This window comes from Bacteroides sp. 51, from assembly GCF_010500965.1.
Classification (GTDB): Bacteria; Bacteroidota; Bacteroidia; order Bacteroidales; family Bacteroidaceae; genus Bacteroides.
Map to the genome: position 1 here is coordinate 15,030 of NZ_QVMI01000037.1, position 18,533 is coordinate 33,562.

Consider the following 18,533-nt stretch of genomic DNA (forward strand, 5'->3'; position numbering starts at 1 on the left):
TGCTTAATAGTTATATATAATTTTATCTTTCCGCGTTGCCTCGTTATATAGATCGGTTTTAACACCTTTTACAAAGTCGACTTTCCGCATATTTATCAACATATCTTTTGCCGTTTTACGTGCAAAATCGTATGGTTCTTCATCTCCTTTCTTCAGATAATCGGTCACGTTCAGGAAATAGTAAAATGCCGTATCCTGCAATTCTACATGTCGGTTGGCGTTTATATACTCTTCCGGACTATCTGCTTTAAGAGGAATTTTCCCCAATACATCAGAAACTTCCACCCACTTATCGTAAAAATAATCATAGCTCATAGCGTGCTGCAAGCTATATTTTTCTAAACTTTCCACTGCTTCATGGGTTTCAGTTTTATACCATCGGCGCACCTCATTCAACTGGGGGGCTCCTAAGGGAATTTTAATGAACAACCCTTTTATCAGCGGACGTTCCAGAACAAACAGATTTTTATTCTTCTCATAAAAATCAGTAATATCCTGCTCCGGCAAGTTCGGCGAAAGTCTTTGATTGATTAGTTCTTGTTGATATGTATGTACGATTAAGGCCTTGCGATAGTTCTCCACCAGCTTGTCTATCTCGCTGTTATCGGGAATGTTTGCTTTAGCCTTACCATATAATAGTACATCTTCAATCCAGTTACGAATATAATTCTCTGCAAAAAGCAGGCTGTCGTCTTTCGATAATCCGGCAGGAAATACGGCCTGCAAGTCTTCTTTGTACAAAAAATTACCGTCTACTTCAACCAAAAGATTCTCTGCCCTACCGTGCTTACCTTTTTGCCCGCCACATGACGTACACAATAGAAAAAATAGTAGCAGAAGGCCTATTATTCGCATTGTAAACTGAGTTATACTTTTTAAAGTTACGAAGATAGTGTAAATAATCAATTGCTTCAATGATTATTAACTGTTTTTAAAACCTCTTCGTTAATTTCAACCCTATATGCCTTATGCAAGCGTTTCATCCAAGCGGTTTCGAGAAACTTTTCATAGTCCGACATCAAAGGGATTAGTATCTCATTATAATTTTCGGGACCTTTAACTTTCTTCCCTATTACCGCAGTAAAAGGGTAGGACGATGGAGATTCGGCACGCTTCTTTTTAAAAACCAAACCATCAACATAAGCATTATCACTTTCTGCAAAGATGCCTTGCTCTACCTGCACTTGTTGTACGCCTCCAAGGTTAAAGTATTCTTCAATAAATCCCGCCCATTCGTCAAACGGTCTTTTCTTCACTATCTTTTTAGCTTCGGAGATGATTCCTTTATCGCGTGTATGCAGTACCACACCTCTGAAACGAGGGCGAGACCAGCGATATTTCTTCTTATTTACCGAGAAATAAGCCGATAATCCTGCCTGATCCGCCTGAGCTTTATCACCTACTTCCCGACGGGTTATTTCTGACAACAAAAGAGCGTCTTCGTATTCTTGTACCGATAATTGATGTTCCGGACGCTCGGTTTCCAATGTTCTTTTCTCACAATCTGCAAGCGACTTTGTAACAAAGTCATCAAACTGTCGCTTAAGTCCTTTTGGATTTGACGCTGCAAAGAAACGAAAATCCGCACCGGTATACGCTTTTCCATCCAGCTCGAAAAGTGTTTTTTCGGTAATGCCTGATTTTAAAAGTTCATTTATATTATCCTGAGCAGGAGTATAGTTATATGTATCTTTCAGTCGCTGCAAAAACACAGAGTCAGCTCCGTTTCTATACTTCTTCTTCACGCGATTCCGAATCATTGCCTTCTGCTCCCGATCAGACAGTCCATTTTTTACATCCAGAACTTTTACGATGTGTACTCCCTGCGGAGTGAAAAAAGGAATGGAAACATCTCCTTTCTGCATTGCAGAAATAATCTTTTCGAACTCCAGTCCGACTTCCATCCGGCCAACTTCAAAACTCCTTTTATCATCAGAGTATTTCTCTACATAATTTTCAAAATCAGCTTCCGGATTATTCATTAGTTCCGAATATAACTGGCGTATCAGCTGATCGCTTTTCTCCAACTCGGCATTTGAGCAATTCTGCGGAATTTGCTTAAAGATTTGCATAACCAGGAATCGCTCTTTCGAATAGAATTGCTTCAATGATTCTTCATACAATGAGATGTCAGGCATGCTTTTATCACTTAAAAAACCTGTCTGCAACGCCTCACTATATGCTTCAACTTTGATTCGGAACTCTGGCGTAGCGTTCAGACCCAATACTTTCGCTTCAGCAATCTTCAGCTTATCGTCTATAAACAAAGGTAGAAATTCTTTTACATCTTTATGATTATTGGAGTCCGATGAAGTATACTTCTTATATGCAGATTCAAACTCCGAACGGCTTACCGGCTCATTGTTGATCCGCAACAATATCGTATCCTGCTGTGCACAAAGATGCACAGCAAAACAACATGTAATGATGATATATAAGAAATACCTTTTCATCCTAATCATTTCATAAGATAAAGTCAAAAGAGGCAACGCACTGCATAGCAAAACACCCGGGTGTATTGACCTGAAAGACCCGGGTGTTTTCTATCTTAAGGTTATTCGGAAATTACTCCGGGCGACTATAGTTAGGAGATTCACTCGTAATCGTTACATCATGCGGATGGCTTTCCATCACGCCGGCATTAGTTATACGAGTAAATTTGGCATCGTGCAGCTTTTCAATGCTACCCGCACCGCAATATCCCATTCCGGCACGCAAACCGCCAGTCAACTGATAGATTACTTCAAACAGCGTTCCTTTATAGGGCACGCGGGCAGCAATTCCTTCCGGCACCAGCTTCTTCACATCGACTTCTCCGCTTTGGAAATAGCGATCTTTCGAGCCATTCTCCATGGCCTCCAATGACCCCATTCCACGATAGGATTTGAATTTACGTCCGTTGAATATAATCGTTTCGCCCGGGCTTTCTTCCGTACCGGCAACCAATGAGCCGATCATTACAGAAAAGCCTCCGGCAGCCAATGCTTTAACCACATCGCCCGAATAACGCAGACCACCATCGGCAATCAAAGGAACCCCCGTTCCGGCAATGGCTTTTGCGACATCATATACGGCAGAGAGCTGAGGTACACCGACCCCGGCAACCACACGTGTGGTACAGATTGATCCTGGACCGATACCGACTTTTACACCATCAGCACCTGCTTCGACCAACATTTTAGCCGCGTCGCCGGTAGCAATGTTACCTACAACGATATCAATATCTGAGAAACGCTTTTTAGCTTCTTTCAGTTTTTCGATAACAAACTTCGAGTGACCATGTGCTGTGTCAATAACGATAGCATCAACACCTGCATCTACCAGGGCCTGCATGCGCTCCATCGTATCATTTGTTACTCCTACGCCGGCAGCAACACGCAAACGGCCTTTAGAGTCTTTGCACGCCATCGGTTTATCTTTTGCTTTTGTAATATCTTTATATGTCACCAGGCCGATTAACTTTCCGGTCTTATCTACCACCGGAAGTTTCTCGATCTTATATTTTTGCAGGATCTGTGCAGCTGCTTCCAGGTCGGTTGATTGATTGGTGGTAACCAGATTGCTACTTGTCATCACTTCATCAATACGTTTATCCATTTCTCTTTCAAAACGCAGGTCACGATTCGTCACTATACCAACAAGCATTTTTTCGTCATCAACCACAGGTATACCTCCAATTTTGTATTCGGCCATCAAAGACAGAGCATCTGCCACGGTAGAGCCTTTCTTAATCGTTACCGGATCATAGATCATACCATTTTCGGCACGCTTCACGATAGCAACCTGTTTGGCTTGCTCTTTTATAGACATATTCTTATGGATAACACCAATTCCCCCTTCGCGGGCAATAGCAATAGCCATTTTAGCTTCAGTCACCGTATCCATAGCAGCGGTAACAAAAGGTATTTTTAGCTCAATGTTCTTTGAAAACTTAGTCGAGAGATCGACTGTGCGGGGCAAAACTTCAGAATAGGCGGGAATTAACAGGACATCATCGTAGGTTAATCCGTCCATTACAATTTTATCTGCAATAAATGACATAAGACTATGCGTTTAAAAATTATTGCGTGCAAATATACGTTTTTTATTCAATTCCTACATGGTTTGGCGCCTTTTTTTATGCAATTTCGGGCATAAAAAAAGCGGTAAGCCTTAATTCCGTCCCAAGTAAATTGATTTTGGACAAGGATTACCGCTTACCGCTCTTTTATATAATGTAAACTAATTTGCCATTTCAGAAATAAATTTGATACGCACCAAACGAATCTCATCTTCCGAGAAGTCCGAACCTAATTCGTCTAATGCTTCATCAACGCTATCCGTTGTCGATTCCTTGAAATAATCATAAATATCGAGCAAGTGGTCTTCATCCATTATCTCATTCAGGAAATAGTCGATATTCAGTTTTGTACCCGAATAGACAATAGCTTCGACTTCGTCCAGCAATTCACCGAATTCTATTCCCTTAGAAACTGCAATGTCGTCAAGTGCCACTTTACGGTCAATAGCCTGAATTATAGAAACCTTCAGTTTTGATTTATTAGCAACTGTGCGTACCCGCAAATCTTCCGGACGATCAATTTCGTTTTCCTCGCAATGCACCTTTATCAGCTTACAGAACTCTGTTCCATAACGTTTGGCTTTTCCTGCTCCTACGCCCGGAATATTCTGTAGCTCATCCAGCGTTACCGGATAAATGGTAGCCATTGCTTCCAATGAAGGGTCCTGGAATATAACGTATGGAGGTACTTCCAACTTCTTGGACAGTTTCTTACGCAAGTCCTTTAGCATGGAGTAAAGCACGGGATCAACTGCACATGACCCACCACCTCTGGCTGGCGCTTCTTCTTCTACTTCTTCAAAGTCGTTATCTTCCGTAATTTTAAACGACTGCGGATTTTTCAGGAATTTACGTCCGGCATCCGTCACCTTAAGTGTTCCGTAGTTTTCTACGTCTTTGCTCAGGTAGCCGGCTATCAATGCCTGACGGATTACAGCATTCCATACTTTATCCTCTTCGCCCATACCCGACCCAAAAGCCTCCAGGTCTTCATGCAGATGTGCTTGTACTTCGGAAGTTTCTTTTCCCAGTAGAATATCAATTATATAATCAGTCTTAAAATTTTCTTTTACTGCCATGACCGCTTCGATCACAGTACACAATAGTTCTTTTGCCTCCACTTGTTTTTTAGGATTTAAACAGTTGTCACAATTTCCACAATTTTCATCTGTATACTCTTCGCCGAAATAGTGTAATAGCAATCTCCGTCGGCACATCGAAGATTCCGCATAAGCAGCCGTTTCCAACAAAAGTTGTTTACCGATTTCCTGCTCTGCCACTGGTTTGCCTTGCATAAACTTTTCCAGTTTCTGCAAGTCTTTGTTGGTATAGAAGGTTATACACATTCCTTCTCCACCATCTCTACCGGCACGTCCGGTTTCCTGATAATATCCTTCCAGGCTTTTCGGTATATCATAGTGAATTACATACCTGACATCAGGTTTGTCTATTCCCATACCAAAAGCAATGGTCGCAACAATCACGTCCGTTTTTTCCATAAGGAAATCATCCTGGTTCGTCGTCCGTGTCGACGAGTCCATACCGGCATGATAAGCACGGGCATTAATTCCATTCGCCAGTAGAATCTCGGCCAATTCTTCAACCTTCTTCCTACTCAAACAGTAAATAATACCGGATTTATCCGGATTGTTTTTAATGAACTTAATAATATCCTTATCTATATTAGTGGTTTTAGGACGCACTTCGTAATATAGATTCGAACGGTTAAATGAAGATTTAAAGACTTGCGCTTCTACCATCCCAAGGTTCTTCTGAATATCATGTTGTACCTTTGGAGTAGCCGTTGCAGTCAAAGCGATAAGGGGTGCTTTGCCAATCTCGTTAATAATAGGCCGGATACGTCTGTACTCCGGACGGAAGTCATGCCCCCATTCCGATATACAATGTGCTTCGTCAACCGCATAGAAAGAGATCTTTACGTCTCTGAGAAAATCTACATTTTCTTCTTTGGTGAGTGATTCCGGCGCTACATAAAGTAGTTTCGTTTTCCCCGCCAAAATGTCAGTCTTTACCTGATCAATAGCACTTTTATTTAAGGAAGAATTGATAAAATGCGCCACACCATCTTCTTCACTGAAGTTACGCATTGCATCTACCTGATTCTTCATTAAAGCAATTAACGGAGATATAACGATACCAGTTCCTTCCATTAAAAGAGAAGGCAACTGATAGCACAGCGATTTTCCACCACCAGTCGGCATCAAAACAAAGGTATCTTTCCCATCAAGCAGATTTTGTATAATTGCTTCCTGGTTTCCCTTAAATTTATCAAATCCAAAGTGTTCTTTCAGCTGAATCGCTAAATCGTTCGTCCCTGTCATTGTTTTTAAGTGCTTTTTCAATCATTGTTCGACCTTATTCAAGCTCTCTCTCCATAAGAGCTCAAACAAAGTTAGAAACAACTTCTAAAATACCAAGCAAATTAGCATTAATATTTTTACACGAAACGGTACTATAGTTGCTTCAGAGCCTTTTATTAGCTGATTTTAAGCGGTTTGCAGTCTTTCCAGATTTGCTTTTTCCAGTTGTTTTTTTGCATAATCCAGTGTTACTTCATATGCATTACAATCTTGCGAAGGCAAATCAAACATAATATCCATCATTATTGTCTCAACAATAGATCGTAAACCGCGGGCACCTAATTTATATTCAACTGCTTTATCTACAATATAATCGTATACGCCATCCTGGAAGGTTAGTTTAACTCCATCCATTTCGAAGAGTTTAATATATTGTTTGATAATTGAGTTTTTAGGTTCCGTAAGAATGGCGCGCAATGCATCACGATCCAACGGTTCCAGATAGGTGAGAATAGGCAAACGACCTATGATCTCCGGAATCAGTCCAAATGATTTCAAATCCTGGGGTGCGATATATTGCAGCATATTATCTTTGTCAATCTGAGCTTTACTTCTGGTAGCACTATAGCCCACCACATGTGTGTTTAAACGTTGTGCAATTTTCTTTTCGATGCCATCAAATGCTCCACCACAAATGAACAGGATATTTTTCGTATCTACCTGGATCATTTTCTGATCGGGATGTTTACGTCCTCCCTGAGGAGGTACATTAATTATTGATCCTTCAAGCAACTTCAGCAATCCTTGTTGCACGCCTTCACCGCTCACATCGCGGGTAATGGAAGGATTATCTCCTTTACGGGCTATCTTATCAATTTCATCAATAAACACAATTCCGCGTTCTGCTTCGGCTACATTGTAATCTGCCACCTGGAGCAAACGGGTCAGCAGGCTTTCAATATCTTCACCCACATATCCTGCTTCGGTCAGCACTGTAGCATCTACTATTGTAAATGGTACTTTAAGCAATTTGGCAATAGTACGTGCTAATAGTGTTTTGCCTGTTCCTGTGCTTCCTACCATAATAATATTCGATTTTTCAATCTCTACATCATCTTTGGTTTTGTGTTGAAGCAGACGCTTATAGTGATTATAAACAGATACGGATAAGAAACGTTTTGCATCATTTTGTCCAATCACATACTGGTCCAGAAATTGTTTGATTTCCTGTGGCTTAGGCAAATCTTCCATATTCAGCTTCGTAGAAGCTTTTCCATCACGCCCTGGTTCACCCAGTGCCTCACGTGTTATCTCATAAGCCTGTGTCGAACAACTGTCACAGATGTATCCATTCATTCCTGTGATCAGAAATCCGACTTCATTTTCAGAGCGCCCACAAAAGCTGCACTTCCTTTTATTCTTTTTCCCTGTTTTAGCGTCTTCCATTCTTTATTTATATTTAGAACACAGAGATACAGAAACACGGAGTATTTGTTTTCAGTATCGACATTCCGTATTTCTGCACCTCTGTGCTCATATATTCTCTTTATATATTCCTAAAAACTAAGAGCCTGTTTAAATTTTCCACAGAATAAAAGAACGAGCAAAATTTAAACAGGCTCTAAACGTTTATGGTTTACGAATCAGTACTTCATCTACCATTCCATAATCTTTAGCTTCCTGAGCAGTCATCCAATAGTCGCGGTCAGAGTCCGCCCATACTTTATCAAACTCAGTATGCGAGTGGTCGGCAATGATAGTATATAATTCTTTTTTAAGTTTAGCTATCTCACGGGCTGTAATTTCAATATCCGAGGCTTGTCCTTGGGCACCTCCCATAGGTTGGTGAATCATTACGCGTGAATGTTTCAGTGCGGAACGCTTACCTTCAGCACCTGCCACCAATAATACAGCGGCCATAGAAGCGGCCATACCTGTACATATTGTTGCAACGTCACTGCTAATAAACTGCATGGTGTCATATATACCTAATCCGGCATATACAGATCCACCTGGTGAATTGATATAGATTGAGATATCTTTGCCCTGATCTACAGAATCAAGATATAGCAATTGTGCTTGCAGTATATTGGCGGTCATATCATCGACCGGTGTACCCATGAATATGATACGGTCCATCATCAATCTTGAGAACACATCCATTTGAGCCACATTCAGTTGTCTTTCTTCCAAAATATACGGACTCAATGAAGCCGTTTGTGAGTTTATAACACCGTCTAAAACTAAACCATTCACTCCCAGATGCTTGGTTGCATATTTTCTAAAATCATCTTTCATAACTCTTCTGATATTTAATGTAACAAAAAGAGGAAGCATTTGACTTCATCTTTATCAAACTAACAAATCTACAAAAAATAAACCATACACAGCTCATATTGTTTGTTTGAAAGCTTGAACTTTCGTCAAAAGCTTCCTCCTCAGAGGTCATAACAAAATCTATGCCAAAAGATCCGAATTAATTAAGGAGCTTATTAAATTCGTCAATTGACACAGTTTTGGGATTTAATTTCACTTTTTCTTTTAGTTGCCCTGCCAACTTCATCTCAAGAACGCGGCCAACGATGTTATCTATGTTTTCTTTCTTTCCTAACATTTCCTTTGCATAATTGTCAAGGATATCATCGGGAATAGTCATCATACCATATTGTGCAAATTGCGCTCTGGTCATATTTCTAGCCATGAGGATCACATCTTCCTGTTGAACTTTAAGCTCGTACTCTTTTACCAGTTTTTCTTTGATCATATGCCAGGTTAATTCTTCAATGCTCTTTTCGTAATGTTCTTCTACGAATCCTTCACCTTTTTCACTATTGCTTTGCAGCATGAACCGTTTCAGTAGAGCATCGGGGAATTCCAGTTTACCAATCTTCTTGATCAACACGTCGCGAGCATCAATCAGGAATTTGTAATCACTGTCTACTACAAATTGTCCGGCAATTGACTCTTTCACTTTAGCACGGAATTCTTCTTCGCTCTTCACTGTATCTTCACCAAATACCTGGTCAAACAGTTCCTGGTTAAGTTCGCCGTCTACAAAACGAGTAATTTCTTCCACCTGGAAGCTGAAGTCGGAAGTTAATCCGGCCGCCTCGGCCTTATCTATATGTAGCAATGATGCGATCTCTGCCTCATGTCCTTCATAGGCCGTATTGGGATTAAAAACCAATACATCATTTACTTTAACACCGTTGAAGAGGGCTTTTTGTGCTTCATCCTTTATATATGAGGGCATAATCACTGCGCCTTCTACCTGAATTCCACCTTCTTTTGTACTTCCGTTCTCATCTAATTCTGCAATGAGCCCTTTCAGCATATCTTTCTCTTCGTAAGATTCTACTTTTTCGTATTTACCGTTACGTTGAGTGTATGTTTTAACCTGGTTGTCTACCATTTCATCAGTTACATCGATAGTATAGTAGTCTACTTTATCCTTACCAGTAATTTTTACTTCAAATTCGGGTGCAATGGCCAGGTCGAATACGAATTCAAAATCGTCCATTGTATCAAAGTCAATATCAGGCTGTTTTTCTTCGTTTGGCATCGGTTCACCAAGAATATTGATGTTATTCTCTTTGATATATCCGTAAATTTCGTTAGAAAGCAACTTGTTCACTTCTTCAGCTACTACAGATTTACGATACATCTTCTGTATCAGGCTCATAGGTACCATTCCTTTACGAAATCCGGGAACCTGAGCTTTCTGGCGTAATGTTTTCAACGATTTGCTAACTTGCTCCTGATAATCCGCTTTTTCTACCTTCACAGTAAGTAAAGCACTTACTTTGTCAATGTTTTCTAATGAAACGTTCATTCCGACAACTATTTATTTAATTTATACTTTTTCTTTTTACACTTCAAACGAGCGTGCAAAATTAGCGTTAATCTTTTAATTATCAAACAAGATTTTCGATTTATTTCTCTAGGGCAACCTCAACGGTCAACAGCAAAAAAGGTTTCATCCGGGTAATAATCATTCATTTTCAAAAAAAACAAAAGAAAAATATTGCATTTCCAAATTTAATGCTTTCCTTTGTTGCTTGAGGACTAATGGGATATGATTAGTTTCATGATTTCTACTCCACAAGGTTTTTACTTTCCGTTTCCAGACGCTTTTGTAAACTCTCTCTGTCGATTTTTAATCTTTTCTATATTTCCCCATCAGTTCCGGAGAGTTTTATTTTTTTATTTATTTTTTATTGTTTTTATTATGAATATTTACGTTGGAAACCTAAACTACCGTATTAAGGAAGCAGATCTACAACAAATTATGGAAGATTATGGAGCAGTATCTTCAGTTAAAGTTATCACAGACCGCGAAACCGGCAAATCTAAAGGATTCGGCTTTGTAGAGATGTCTGATGATAATGAGGGCGCCAAAGCAATTGCTGAACTTAACGGTGCAGAATACGAAGGACGCACCATGGTAGTTAAAGAAGCTAGACCTAAATTCTAAAGAATAGAATATAGACATTGTAAAAAGGGCTTTTTGAAAAAGCCCTTTTTTTATTTTAGTTATTCCAAAAACATGGGACCAAGCAAAAAGAATGAATGCTTGAGATAGTTTCGTTTACTTCCGCTTTATAGGGTTTTGTTGGAAATTGCAACGTATAGACAAAATGACATTTTGATAATAGAATGGAGCGGTAATCGCAAATTCCGGGCTTGGCGAAGAAAGGGAAGGAAAAATGGCAAAAGAATCATGTTTGCAGAAATCAATAAGATTGAGATTCGAAAAATAAACTATCGAAATACCCAAAACGCAACAAAACAAATCACAAATAGCCAAGCAGATGAGGATAAATACAGCAAATGCGCACTTCAATCGTTTCGCTTAAAACAGACCAACCAGAGAACAAAAATCTATAAAATGAAATACGCTGAACACTTGAGCCGCGTGCTGTCGATACTTGAGCGCTTGACTGTTGACACTTGAGCCGCGCGTTATCTACACTTGAGCCGCGTGCTGTCGGCAGTACGCGGCTCAAGTGTAGAAATTATTGCGCTGGAGCACTTCCAAATATCAATAATACACTGCATAAGCAAGCCTAAGACCTGATTTTAACATCTCATTGACGGTTTTTAAAAAGTTTGCATGAAACCAAAATGGGGCAAATACTATCTTTTTGATCTGCTTTTGCTCATATTTGCGACTTCGTGAACTGACAACCAGGTTAATTCAGCAATTCAACCTATTTTTCTGCTTGATTCAAAACATGTTGATGCATCGAAAATATTTTTTTAATGTATCAATCTTTATTTTGAAAGTCCTTGCGACGTAAAACGAAACTATTACTCAAATACTTTTCACGCACAATTTTATTCTCTGCCAATTCTTCCGGTCTTCCCTGAAACAGGATTTTACCTTCAAACAACAAATAGGCGCGGTCGGTAATACTCAATGTTTCCTGCACATTATGGTCGGTTATCAGGATACCGATATTCTTATCTTTCAATTTCCACACAATCTGCTGGATATCTTCCACCGCAATCGGGTCTACCCCCGCAAACGGTTCATCCAACATGATAAACTTTGGGTCGATAGCCAAACATCGTGCAATCTCCGTACGACGACGCTCTCCTCCGGATAGCTGATTCCCCAGATTCTTACGAACTTTCTGCAAACGGAATTCCGCAATCAAACTCTCCAGTTTTTCCTTCTGATATTCTTTTGATTTATTGGTCATTTCAAGTACGGAAGAAATATTATCCTCCACACTCATCTGACGAAACACAGAGGCTTCCTGAGCAAGATACCCAATACCCGTTTGTGCACGTTTATACACAGGATATTTGGTTATTTCCAGATCATCCAGAAAGATACGCCCTTCGTTAGGGGTAATCAATCCCACAGTCATATAGAACGAAGTTGTTTTTCCCGCCCCATTAGGCCCAAGTAATCCTACGATCTCTCCCTGCTTCACATCAATCGAAACATGATTCACAACCGTACGCTTACCATATTTTTTAACCAAGTCCTCGGTGCGAAGCACCATCTTGCTCTCTTCCATAATCCTTGTTATTTAGCGACAAATGTAGTAAAAATCAGCCGAAATAATGTACATTTGTAGCAAATATACATTTATGTTTAAAGCACTTAACACCGTAGGCAAATATATCTTGTTGATGAAGCGCGCTTTCGCACGCCCAGAAAGAGTTCGCATGTACTTCAAACAGTTCATTAAAGAGGTGGATCAACTGGGTGTCAGCTCCATCGGAATTGTATTACTGATATCTTTTTTTATTGGTGCTGTTATCACCATACAAATTAAATACAACATAGAAAGTCCGTGGATGCCCCGCTGGACGGTAGGTTATGTGACCCGCGAAATCATGCTGCTCGAGTTTTCCTCTTCTATCATGTGTCTTATTTTGGCCGGTAAAGTTGGCTCTAATATCACTTCGGAATTGGGAACCATGCGTGTAACACAGCAAATCGATGCGCTGGAAACCATGGGTGTAAACTCAGCCTCCTATCTCATTTTTCCTAAAATCATAGCAATGGTCACATTTATTCCTATCCTGGTGACTTTCAGTATCTTTGCCGGAATCATTGGAGCATTCGCCACTTGCTGGTTCGGAGGAATTATGATGGCCACAGACCTGGAATATGGACTTCAATATATGTTTCAGGAATGGTTCATATGGTGTGGCATCATCAAATCCCTCTTCTTTGCGTTCATCATAGCTACCGTTTCGGCATATTTTGGCTACAACGTAGAAGGAGGATCTATTGAAGTAGGAAAAGCATCAACCGACTCGGTGGTAATGAGTAGCGTTCTGATCCTTTTCGCCGACCTGATACTGACTAAACTCTTAACCTAATGATAGAAATCAAAGAAATACATAAATCATTCGAAGACAAAAAGGTCTTGATTGACATAAATGCCAGATTTGAAGACGGAAAAACAAACCTAATCATCGGACAGAGTGGTTCAGGGAAAACCGTACTCGTGAAATGCATCGTAGGGCTACTCACTCCTGAAAAAGGAGAGATTCTATATGATGACCGTAACCTCCTGAGTATGGGGAAAAAGGAGAAAAAAATGCTCCGCCGGGAAATGGGGATGATCTTTCAAAGTGCAGCGTTATTCGACTCTATGAGTGTTCTGGATAATGTAATGTTCCCTCTGAATATGTTTAGCAACGAAACACTACGCGAACGTACCAAAAGAGCATTATTCTGTCTGGACCGCGTAAACCTACTTGAAGCAAAAGATAAGTTTCCGGGAGAGATTAGCGGGGGAATGCAGAAACGTGTAGCCATCGCCCGGGCTATCGTATTAAAACCTCATTACCTATTTTGTGATGAACCCAATTCCGGGCTTGACCCTAAAACATCACTGGTAATCGATGAACTAATCCATGACATCACGCAAGAGTATCAAATGACAACCATCATCAATACTCATGACATGAATTCCGTTATGGGTATCGGAGAAAAGATTATCTTCATCTACCAGGGACACAAAGAATGGGAAGGTACCAAAGATGACATATACACCTCTAGTAATAAACGCCTGAACGATTTCATCTTCGCTTCAGACCTCTTCCGTAAAGTCAAAGAAGTAGAAACCCACAATCAGGAAGGCTAGCGGCAAGGTGCCGCTTCCAGTGGCGGCAAGCCGCGCTGCGCTATAAATTCGGTTTCACCACAGAATACACAGAGTCCCACAGAGTTTTCAACCTATTGAAATACTCTCTGTGGGACTCTGTGTATTCTGTAGTGAAGTCAAATCACTTCTGCCGTATGTAGATTTTGATTGGGGTTCCGGTCATATCCCATTTCTCACGCATTTTGTTCTCCAAGAACCGTTTATAAGGCTCCTTTACGTATTGCGGAAGATTCGCAAAGAATACAAACGAAGGGATTTGAGTATTAGGCAATTGGGTTATATACTTGATTTTAATATATTTCCCTTTATTTGAAGGAGGCGGATATGCTTCGATCAAAGGCAGCATTTCCTCATTCAGTTTTGCAGTAGGTATTTTCATTGTACGATTCTTGTATACCTTTTCCGCTTCTTCCAATACTTTCAGGATACGCTGCTTGGTTAATGCCGAACCAAATACAATTGGAAAGTCTACAAAAGGTGCAAAACGTGTACGAATTGCATTTTCAAACTCCTTAATTGCTTTATTGGTCTTATCTTGTACCAAATCCCATTTATTCACTACCACTACCAAACCTTTGGAGTTCTTCTGAATGAGCGAGAAAATATTCAAATCCTGGCTCTCCACTCCACGAGTTGCATCAAGCATCAGGATACAAACATCCGAATTTTCAATGGACCGAATAGAGCGGATAACTGAGTAATATTCCAGATCTTCACTTACTTTACCTTTTTTACGAATACCGGCCGTATCTACCAGATAGAAGTCAAAGCCAAATTTATTGTAACGGGTATAGATAGAGTCACGAGTTGTTCCGGCAATCTCCGTAACGATATTACGTTCCTCTCCAATAAAAGCATTAATGATGGAAGATTTACCGGCATTCGGACGACCCACTACAGCAAACCGGGGAATATCTTCATCCAATATCTCGGAAACTTCTTTTTTAAATTGACCTACAATCAAATCCAGCAAATCGCCTGTTCCACTTCCTGTCATTGCCGAAATGCAATAAGGCTCTCCCAATCCCAAGCCATAGAACTCAGGAGCATTATATTGAAGTTCATGATTATCTGTTTTGTTGGCAACAACAATAACAGGCTTATTAGTACGTCTCAGGATAGTAGCCACCTGGGTATCCAGGTCGGTTATACCATTAATCACATCAACAACAAACAATATCACATCCGCTTCGTCTACGGCTAATATCACCTGCTTACGGATTTCTTCTTCAAATATATCGTCGGAGTTGACAACCCAACCTCCGGTATCTACTATAGAGAACTCACGCCCCAGCCATTCCGTTTTACCATATTGCCTATCTCTTGTCGTTCCTGCTTCATCATTCACAATAGCCTGGCGGGTCTTTGTCAGCCGGTTAAATAAGGTTGACTTTCCTACATTAGGACGTCCTACAATTGCTACTAAATTTCCCATAATTCTTCTTTTTTGCGACTATCACAGTCGTATGAATATTAATTCTTAATCCTGGTGGTAGCCAAAATTACGCAACTCCTTATCCGAGCTACGCCAGTCTTTATCCACCTTTACATAAGTTTCCAGAAAGATTGTCTTTCCGAAAAATTTCTCCAGATCACGGCGTGCTTCGGTTGCCACCTTTTTCAGTGCTTTTCCTTGCTTGCCTATAATGATACCCTTCTGTGAATCTCTTTCTACATAAATCACAGCATGGATATGTATCTTCTTTGCATCTTCCTTGAATTGTTCTACTACAACTTCCACCGAATAGGGTATTTCTTTATCATAGTATAACAATATCTTTTCGCGGATAATTTCATTTACGAAAAAGCGCGCAGGTTTATCCGTCCACTGATCTTTATCAAAATAAGGTGGAGAATCCGGCAATAGCTCTTTAACACGTTTCATTACATAATCCACATTAAACTTAGAGGTTGCCGAAATAGGAATAATCTCTGCCTTCGGAATCAACTCTTTCCATTCTTCTACCAGTTTAACTAAGTCATCTTGATTGCTCAAGTCTATCTTATTGATCAGTAGAAGTACAGGGGCCGTTTGCTTTTTTACCTTTTCTATAAACTCGCTGTTCTTATCCGTTTTTTCGATAACATCGGTTACATAAATCAAGACGTCCGCATCTGTCAATGCCGAATTAGAAAAATTCAACATAGACTCCTGTAGTTTATAAGTAGGCTTCAATACTCCCGGAGTATCCGAGAATACGATTTGCATATCCTCCGTATTATATATTCCCATAATCCTGTGCCGGGTAGTCTGCGCCTTAAATGTGGCTATAGATACCCGTTCACCTACCAGAACGTTCATCAATGTAGACTTCCCTACATTGGGGTTTCCTACGATATTTACAAATCCTGCTTTATGCATAAAGGAATTGGTTTAGACAAAAAACGCATCAAATTTAAAATAAGATGCGTTTTCTAAATTATATCTCTTCCAGTAATCAAATGCTTACTGTTCTTTTCCGTCATATCCCCACTTCACATATACGGCTCCCCATGTGAAGCCTGCCCCGAAGGCTGTAAAGATCAGGTTATCACCTTTTTTCAACTTAGATTCGAAGTCCCAGATACACAGCGGCAATGTAGCCGCACTTGAGTTTCCGTATCGTTGTATGTTGATCATGACCTTATCCAATGGCAATTCCAACCGATTAGCAACAGCATCAATAATACGCATATTTGCCTGGTGTGGAATAACCCAATTGATTGAGTCTTTATCCAAATGATTCCTCTCTGCGATTTCCGCACTTACGTTAGACATGTTGGATACTGCATATTTGAATACAGTTCTTCCCTCCTGATATACGTAGTGCATGTGGTTATCTACAGTAAAGTATGATGCAGGACATACAGATCCTCCAGCCTTCATATGCAGGAATGGTAATCCTTTACCATCTGTATGCAGAATTGCGTCCATAATCCCAACGTTTTCCGTTGTAGGCTCAAGCATAAAAGCTGCAGCACCATCACCAAAAATAGGGCAGGTTGCACGATCTGTATAGTCAGTTATAGCCGACATTTTATCAGCACCTACAATAATAACCTTCTTATACCTTCCCGAACGGATAAAGCTTGCTCCTGTTTCCATCAAGTAAAGAAATCCACTGCATGCAGCAGATAGATCAAAAGCAAATGCATTTTTCAGTCCGAGTTTATCACATAAGATAGATGCAACTGAAGGAAAAACATAGTCACCAGTACTTGTAGCAACAATCACCAGATCAATATCATCTGGATTTGAATTTGTACGTTGCATCAGCTGCTTCGCAGCTTTTCTGGCCATGTAGGAAGTTCCTAACCCTTCTTCGTTTAAGATTCTTCTTTCCTTAACTCCGATACGAGTCATAATCCACTCATCGTTGGTATCTACCATTTTTGAGATTTCGTCATTTGTCAGGACGTAATCCGGTACATATCCTCCAACGCCGGTGATTACTGCATTAATATTTTCCATTCATCCTACTTTTAGTATGCAATGCTTATACGAATAAGCTATCCGCTCAATTCGTATAAGTGTTTCTGAACTGCTTATACAGCAGCTTCTTTCTCGATAGCTAATTTTCCTCTGTAGTATCCGCAAGCGTTACATACAGTATGGAAAACGTGCCATTCACCACAGTTAGGACAAATTGCTAATGTTGGAGCTACCGCTTTATCATGAGTTCTTCTCTTTGCAGTTCTTGTTTTTGACTGTCTTCTCTTAGGATGTGCCATTTTCTATAACTTTAATTATTATCTAATATTTTCTTTAATTCATTCCATCTGGGATCGGTCGGAGCTTCCGTTTCTTCGTCATCTGTGATGACTTCATCAGACATGTCATCCATATCCTCATCTTTGTCTTCATCAGCGCTTCCACGTAAATGTTTGCTTAGCTTTCCGGTTACTCCTTTATTACATTTACCAGGAGCATGTACATGCTTCATCGGAATAGCTAGTGCTATGAACTCATAAATAAGCCATGCTACATTTATATCTCCCTCGTCCTCGGGTACAATTATGATATTATCACCTTCGCTTCCATGTTCACGCCCGAGCTTAACCACCAACTTCTCTGATGTATTTATCGGCAGTTCCACATCGTCTAAACAACGATCACAAGGAACGAACACTATACCTTCAATCTGGAAATCCAGATCAAATGCACGCGAGGTTTTCTTAACGCTCAACACGACCTTCAATTTACCTTTTTGTACTTCCGGTCCATCAATGTTCGCAAAGAACAGATTATCCAGCAAAAACTCATGAGTCTCTGCATCGGCATTCATGCCTCTTAAATCAATCCTGTATTTATCAAACTTTCCCAAAGCGTTCTTTTATAGTCTTAACGGGCGACAAAGATACGAATAATAATCCTCATTACACACATTTATATGTAAAATTATAACCATATACTAACAAAAAAGCCTCGCTATCATAACGATAACGAGGCTTCACTAAAACGGCAACTACCTACTCTCCCACTGTTACGCAGTACCATCGGCGTGACAAGGCTTAACTTCTCTGTTCGGAATGGGAAGA

The 18,533-nt window shown here is 40.1% G+C and carries 16 protein-coding genes and 1 rRNA gene; 3 read left to right on the top strand and 14 right to left on the bottom strand.

The window, feature by feature from the left end; translation table 11 throughout:
* Positions 1-3: 3 nt before the first annotated feature.
* The 7 genes from D0T87_RS20600 to tig form a co-directional block, all read right to left on the bottom strand.
* Complete coding sequence (locus D0T87_RS20600; protein ID WP_163177635.1) at positions 4-855, bottom strand: peptidyl-prolyl cis-trans isomerase; 852 nt, start codon at positions 853-855, stop codon at positions 4-6.
* Positions 856-911: 56 nt separating this feature from the next.
* Positions 912-2,453 carry a peptidylprolyl isomerase gene (locus D0T87_RS20605; RefSeq protein ID WP_163177637.1) on the bottom strand — a complete coding sequence of 514 codons (1,542 nt, stop codon included), beginning with the start codon at positions 2,451-2,453 and terminating at the stop codon, positions 912-914.
* Positions 2,454-2,565: 112 nt separating this feature from the next.
* Positions 2,566-4,041 (bottom strand): IMP dehydrogenase, encoded by a 1,476-nt coding sequence (gene guaB, locus D0T87_RS20610; RefSeq protein ID WP_163177639.1) that lies wholly within the window; start codon positions 4,039-4,041, stop codon positions 2,566-2,568.
* A 180-nt stretch (positions 4,042-4,221) separates the two neighbouring features.
* Positions 4,222-6,402 carry a DNA helicase RecQ gene (gene recQ / locus D0T87_RS20615; RefSeq protein WP_163177641.1) on the bottom strand — a complete coding sequence of 727 codons (2,181 nt, stop codon included), beginning with the start codon at positions 6,400-6,402 and terminating at the stop codon, positions 4,222-4,224.
* Between the two features lie 165 nt (positions 6,403-6,567).
* Positions 6,568-7,827: an ATP-dependent Clp protease ATP-binding subunit ClpX gene (clpX, locus tag D0T87_RS20620; RefSeq protein WP_163177643.1), complete on the bottom strand. Its 1,260-nt coding sequence runs from the start codon at positions 7,825-7,827 to the stop codon at positions 6,568-6,570.
* A gap of 183 nt (positions 7,828-8,010) precedes the next feature.
* Complete coding sequence (clpP, locus tag D0T87_RS20625) at positions 8,011-8,679, bottom strand: ATP-dependent Clp endopeptidase proteolytic subunit ClpP (protein WP_163177645.1); 669 nt, start codon at positions 8,677-8,679, stop codon at positions 8,011-8,013.
* 178 nt (positions 8,680-8,857) lie between these two features.
* Positions 8,858-10,213: a trigger factor gene (gene tig / locus D0T87_RS20630; protein ID WP_163177647.1), complete on the bottom strand. Its 1,356-nt coding sequence runs from the start codon at positions 10,211-10,213 to the stop codon at positions 8,858-8,860.
* Positions 10,214-10,609: 396 nt separating this feature from the next.
* Between tig and D0T87_RS20635 the strand changes: the two genes are divergently transcribed.
* Complete coding sequence (locus D0T87_RS20635; RefSeq protein ID WP_163177649.1) at positions 10,610-10,855, top strand: RNA-binding protein; 246 nt, start codon at positions 10,610-10,612, stop codon at positions 10,853-10,855.
* A 793-nt stretch (positions 10,856-11,648) separates the two neighbouring features.
* On the opposite strand, the gene lptB is transcribed toward D0T87_RS20635, so the two are convergent.
* Positions 11,649-12,410 carry an LPS export ABC transporter ATP-binding protein gene (gene lptB, locus D0T87_RS20640; protein ID WP_163177651.1) on the bottom strand — a complete coding sequence of 254 codons (762 nt, stop codon included), beginning with the start codon at positions 12,408-12,410 and terminating at the stop codon, positions 11,649-11,651.
* A gap of 73 nt (positions 12,411-12,483) precedes the next feature.
* Here lptB and D0T87_RS20645 point away from each other — a divergent pair, with 73 nt between their 5' ends.
* Together D0T87_RS20645 and D0T87_RS20650 are read left to right on the top strand one after the other, a co-directional pair.
* Entirely contained in the window at positions 12,484-13,224 is a 741-nt protein-coding gene (locus tag D0T87_RS20645; RefSeq protein WP_163177653.1) for an ABC transporter permease, read from the top strand.
* Complete coding sequence (locus D0T87_RS20650) at positions 13,224-13,994, top strand: ABC transporter ATP-binding protein (RefSeq protein WP_163177655.1); 771 nt, start codon at positions 13,224-13,226, stop codon at positions 13,992-13,994. The genes D0T87_RS20645 and D0T87_RS20650 overlap by 1 nt, the downstream gene beginning before the upstream one ends.
* A gap of 142 nt (positions 13,995-14,136) precedes the next feature.
* Here the strand turns inward: D0T87_RS20650 and der are convergent, their stop codons facing one another.
* From der to rrf, 6 genes are all read right to left on the bottom strand, one after another.
* Positions 14,137-15,450, bottom strand: coding sequence for a ribosome biogenesis GTPase Der (gene der, locus D0T87_RS20655; RefSeq protein WP_163177656.1), 1,314 nt, complete (start codon positions 15,448-15,450; stop codon positions 14,137-14,139).
* Between the two features lie 45 nt (positions 15,451-15,495).
* Positions 15,496-16,377: a GTPase Era gene (gene era / locus D0T87_RS20660; protein ID WP_163177658.1), complete on the bottom strand. Its 882-nt coding sequence runs from the start codon at positions 16,375-16,377 to the stop codon at positions 15,496-15,498.
* A gap of 84 nt (positions 16,378-16,461) precedes the next feature.
* A complete protein-coding gene (locus D0T87_RS20665) occupies positions 16,462-17,466 on the bottom strand; it encodes a beta-ketoacyl-ACP synthase III (protein ID WP_163177660.1) in 1,005 nt (334 codons plus the stop codon).
* Between the two features lie 74 nt (positions 17,467-17,540).
* Positions 17,541-17,726, bottom strand: coding sequence for a 50S ribosomal protein L32 (rpmF, locus tag D0T87_RS20670; protein WP_163177662.1), 186 nt, complete (start codon positions 17,724-17,726; stop codon positions 17,541-17,543).
* Between the two features lie 11 nt (positions 17,727-17,737).
* Positions 17,738-18,319: a DUF177 domain-containing protein gene (locus D0T87_RS20675; RefSeq protein WP_163177664.1), complete on the bottom strand. Its 582-nt coding sequence runs from the start codon at positions 18,317-18,319 to the stop codon at positions 17,738-17,740.
* A gap of 132 nt (positions 18,320-18,451) precedes the next feature.
* Positions 18,452-18,533, bottom strand: a 5S ribosomal RNA gene (gene rrf / locus D0T87_RS20680); the annotation flags it as partial.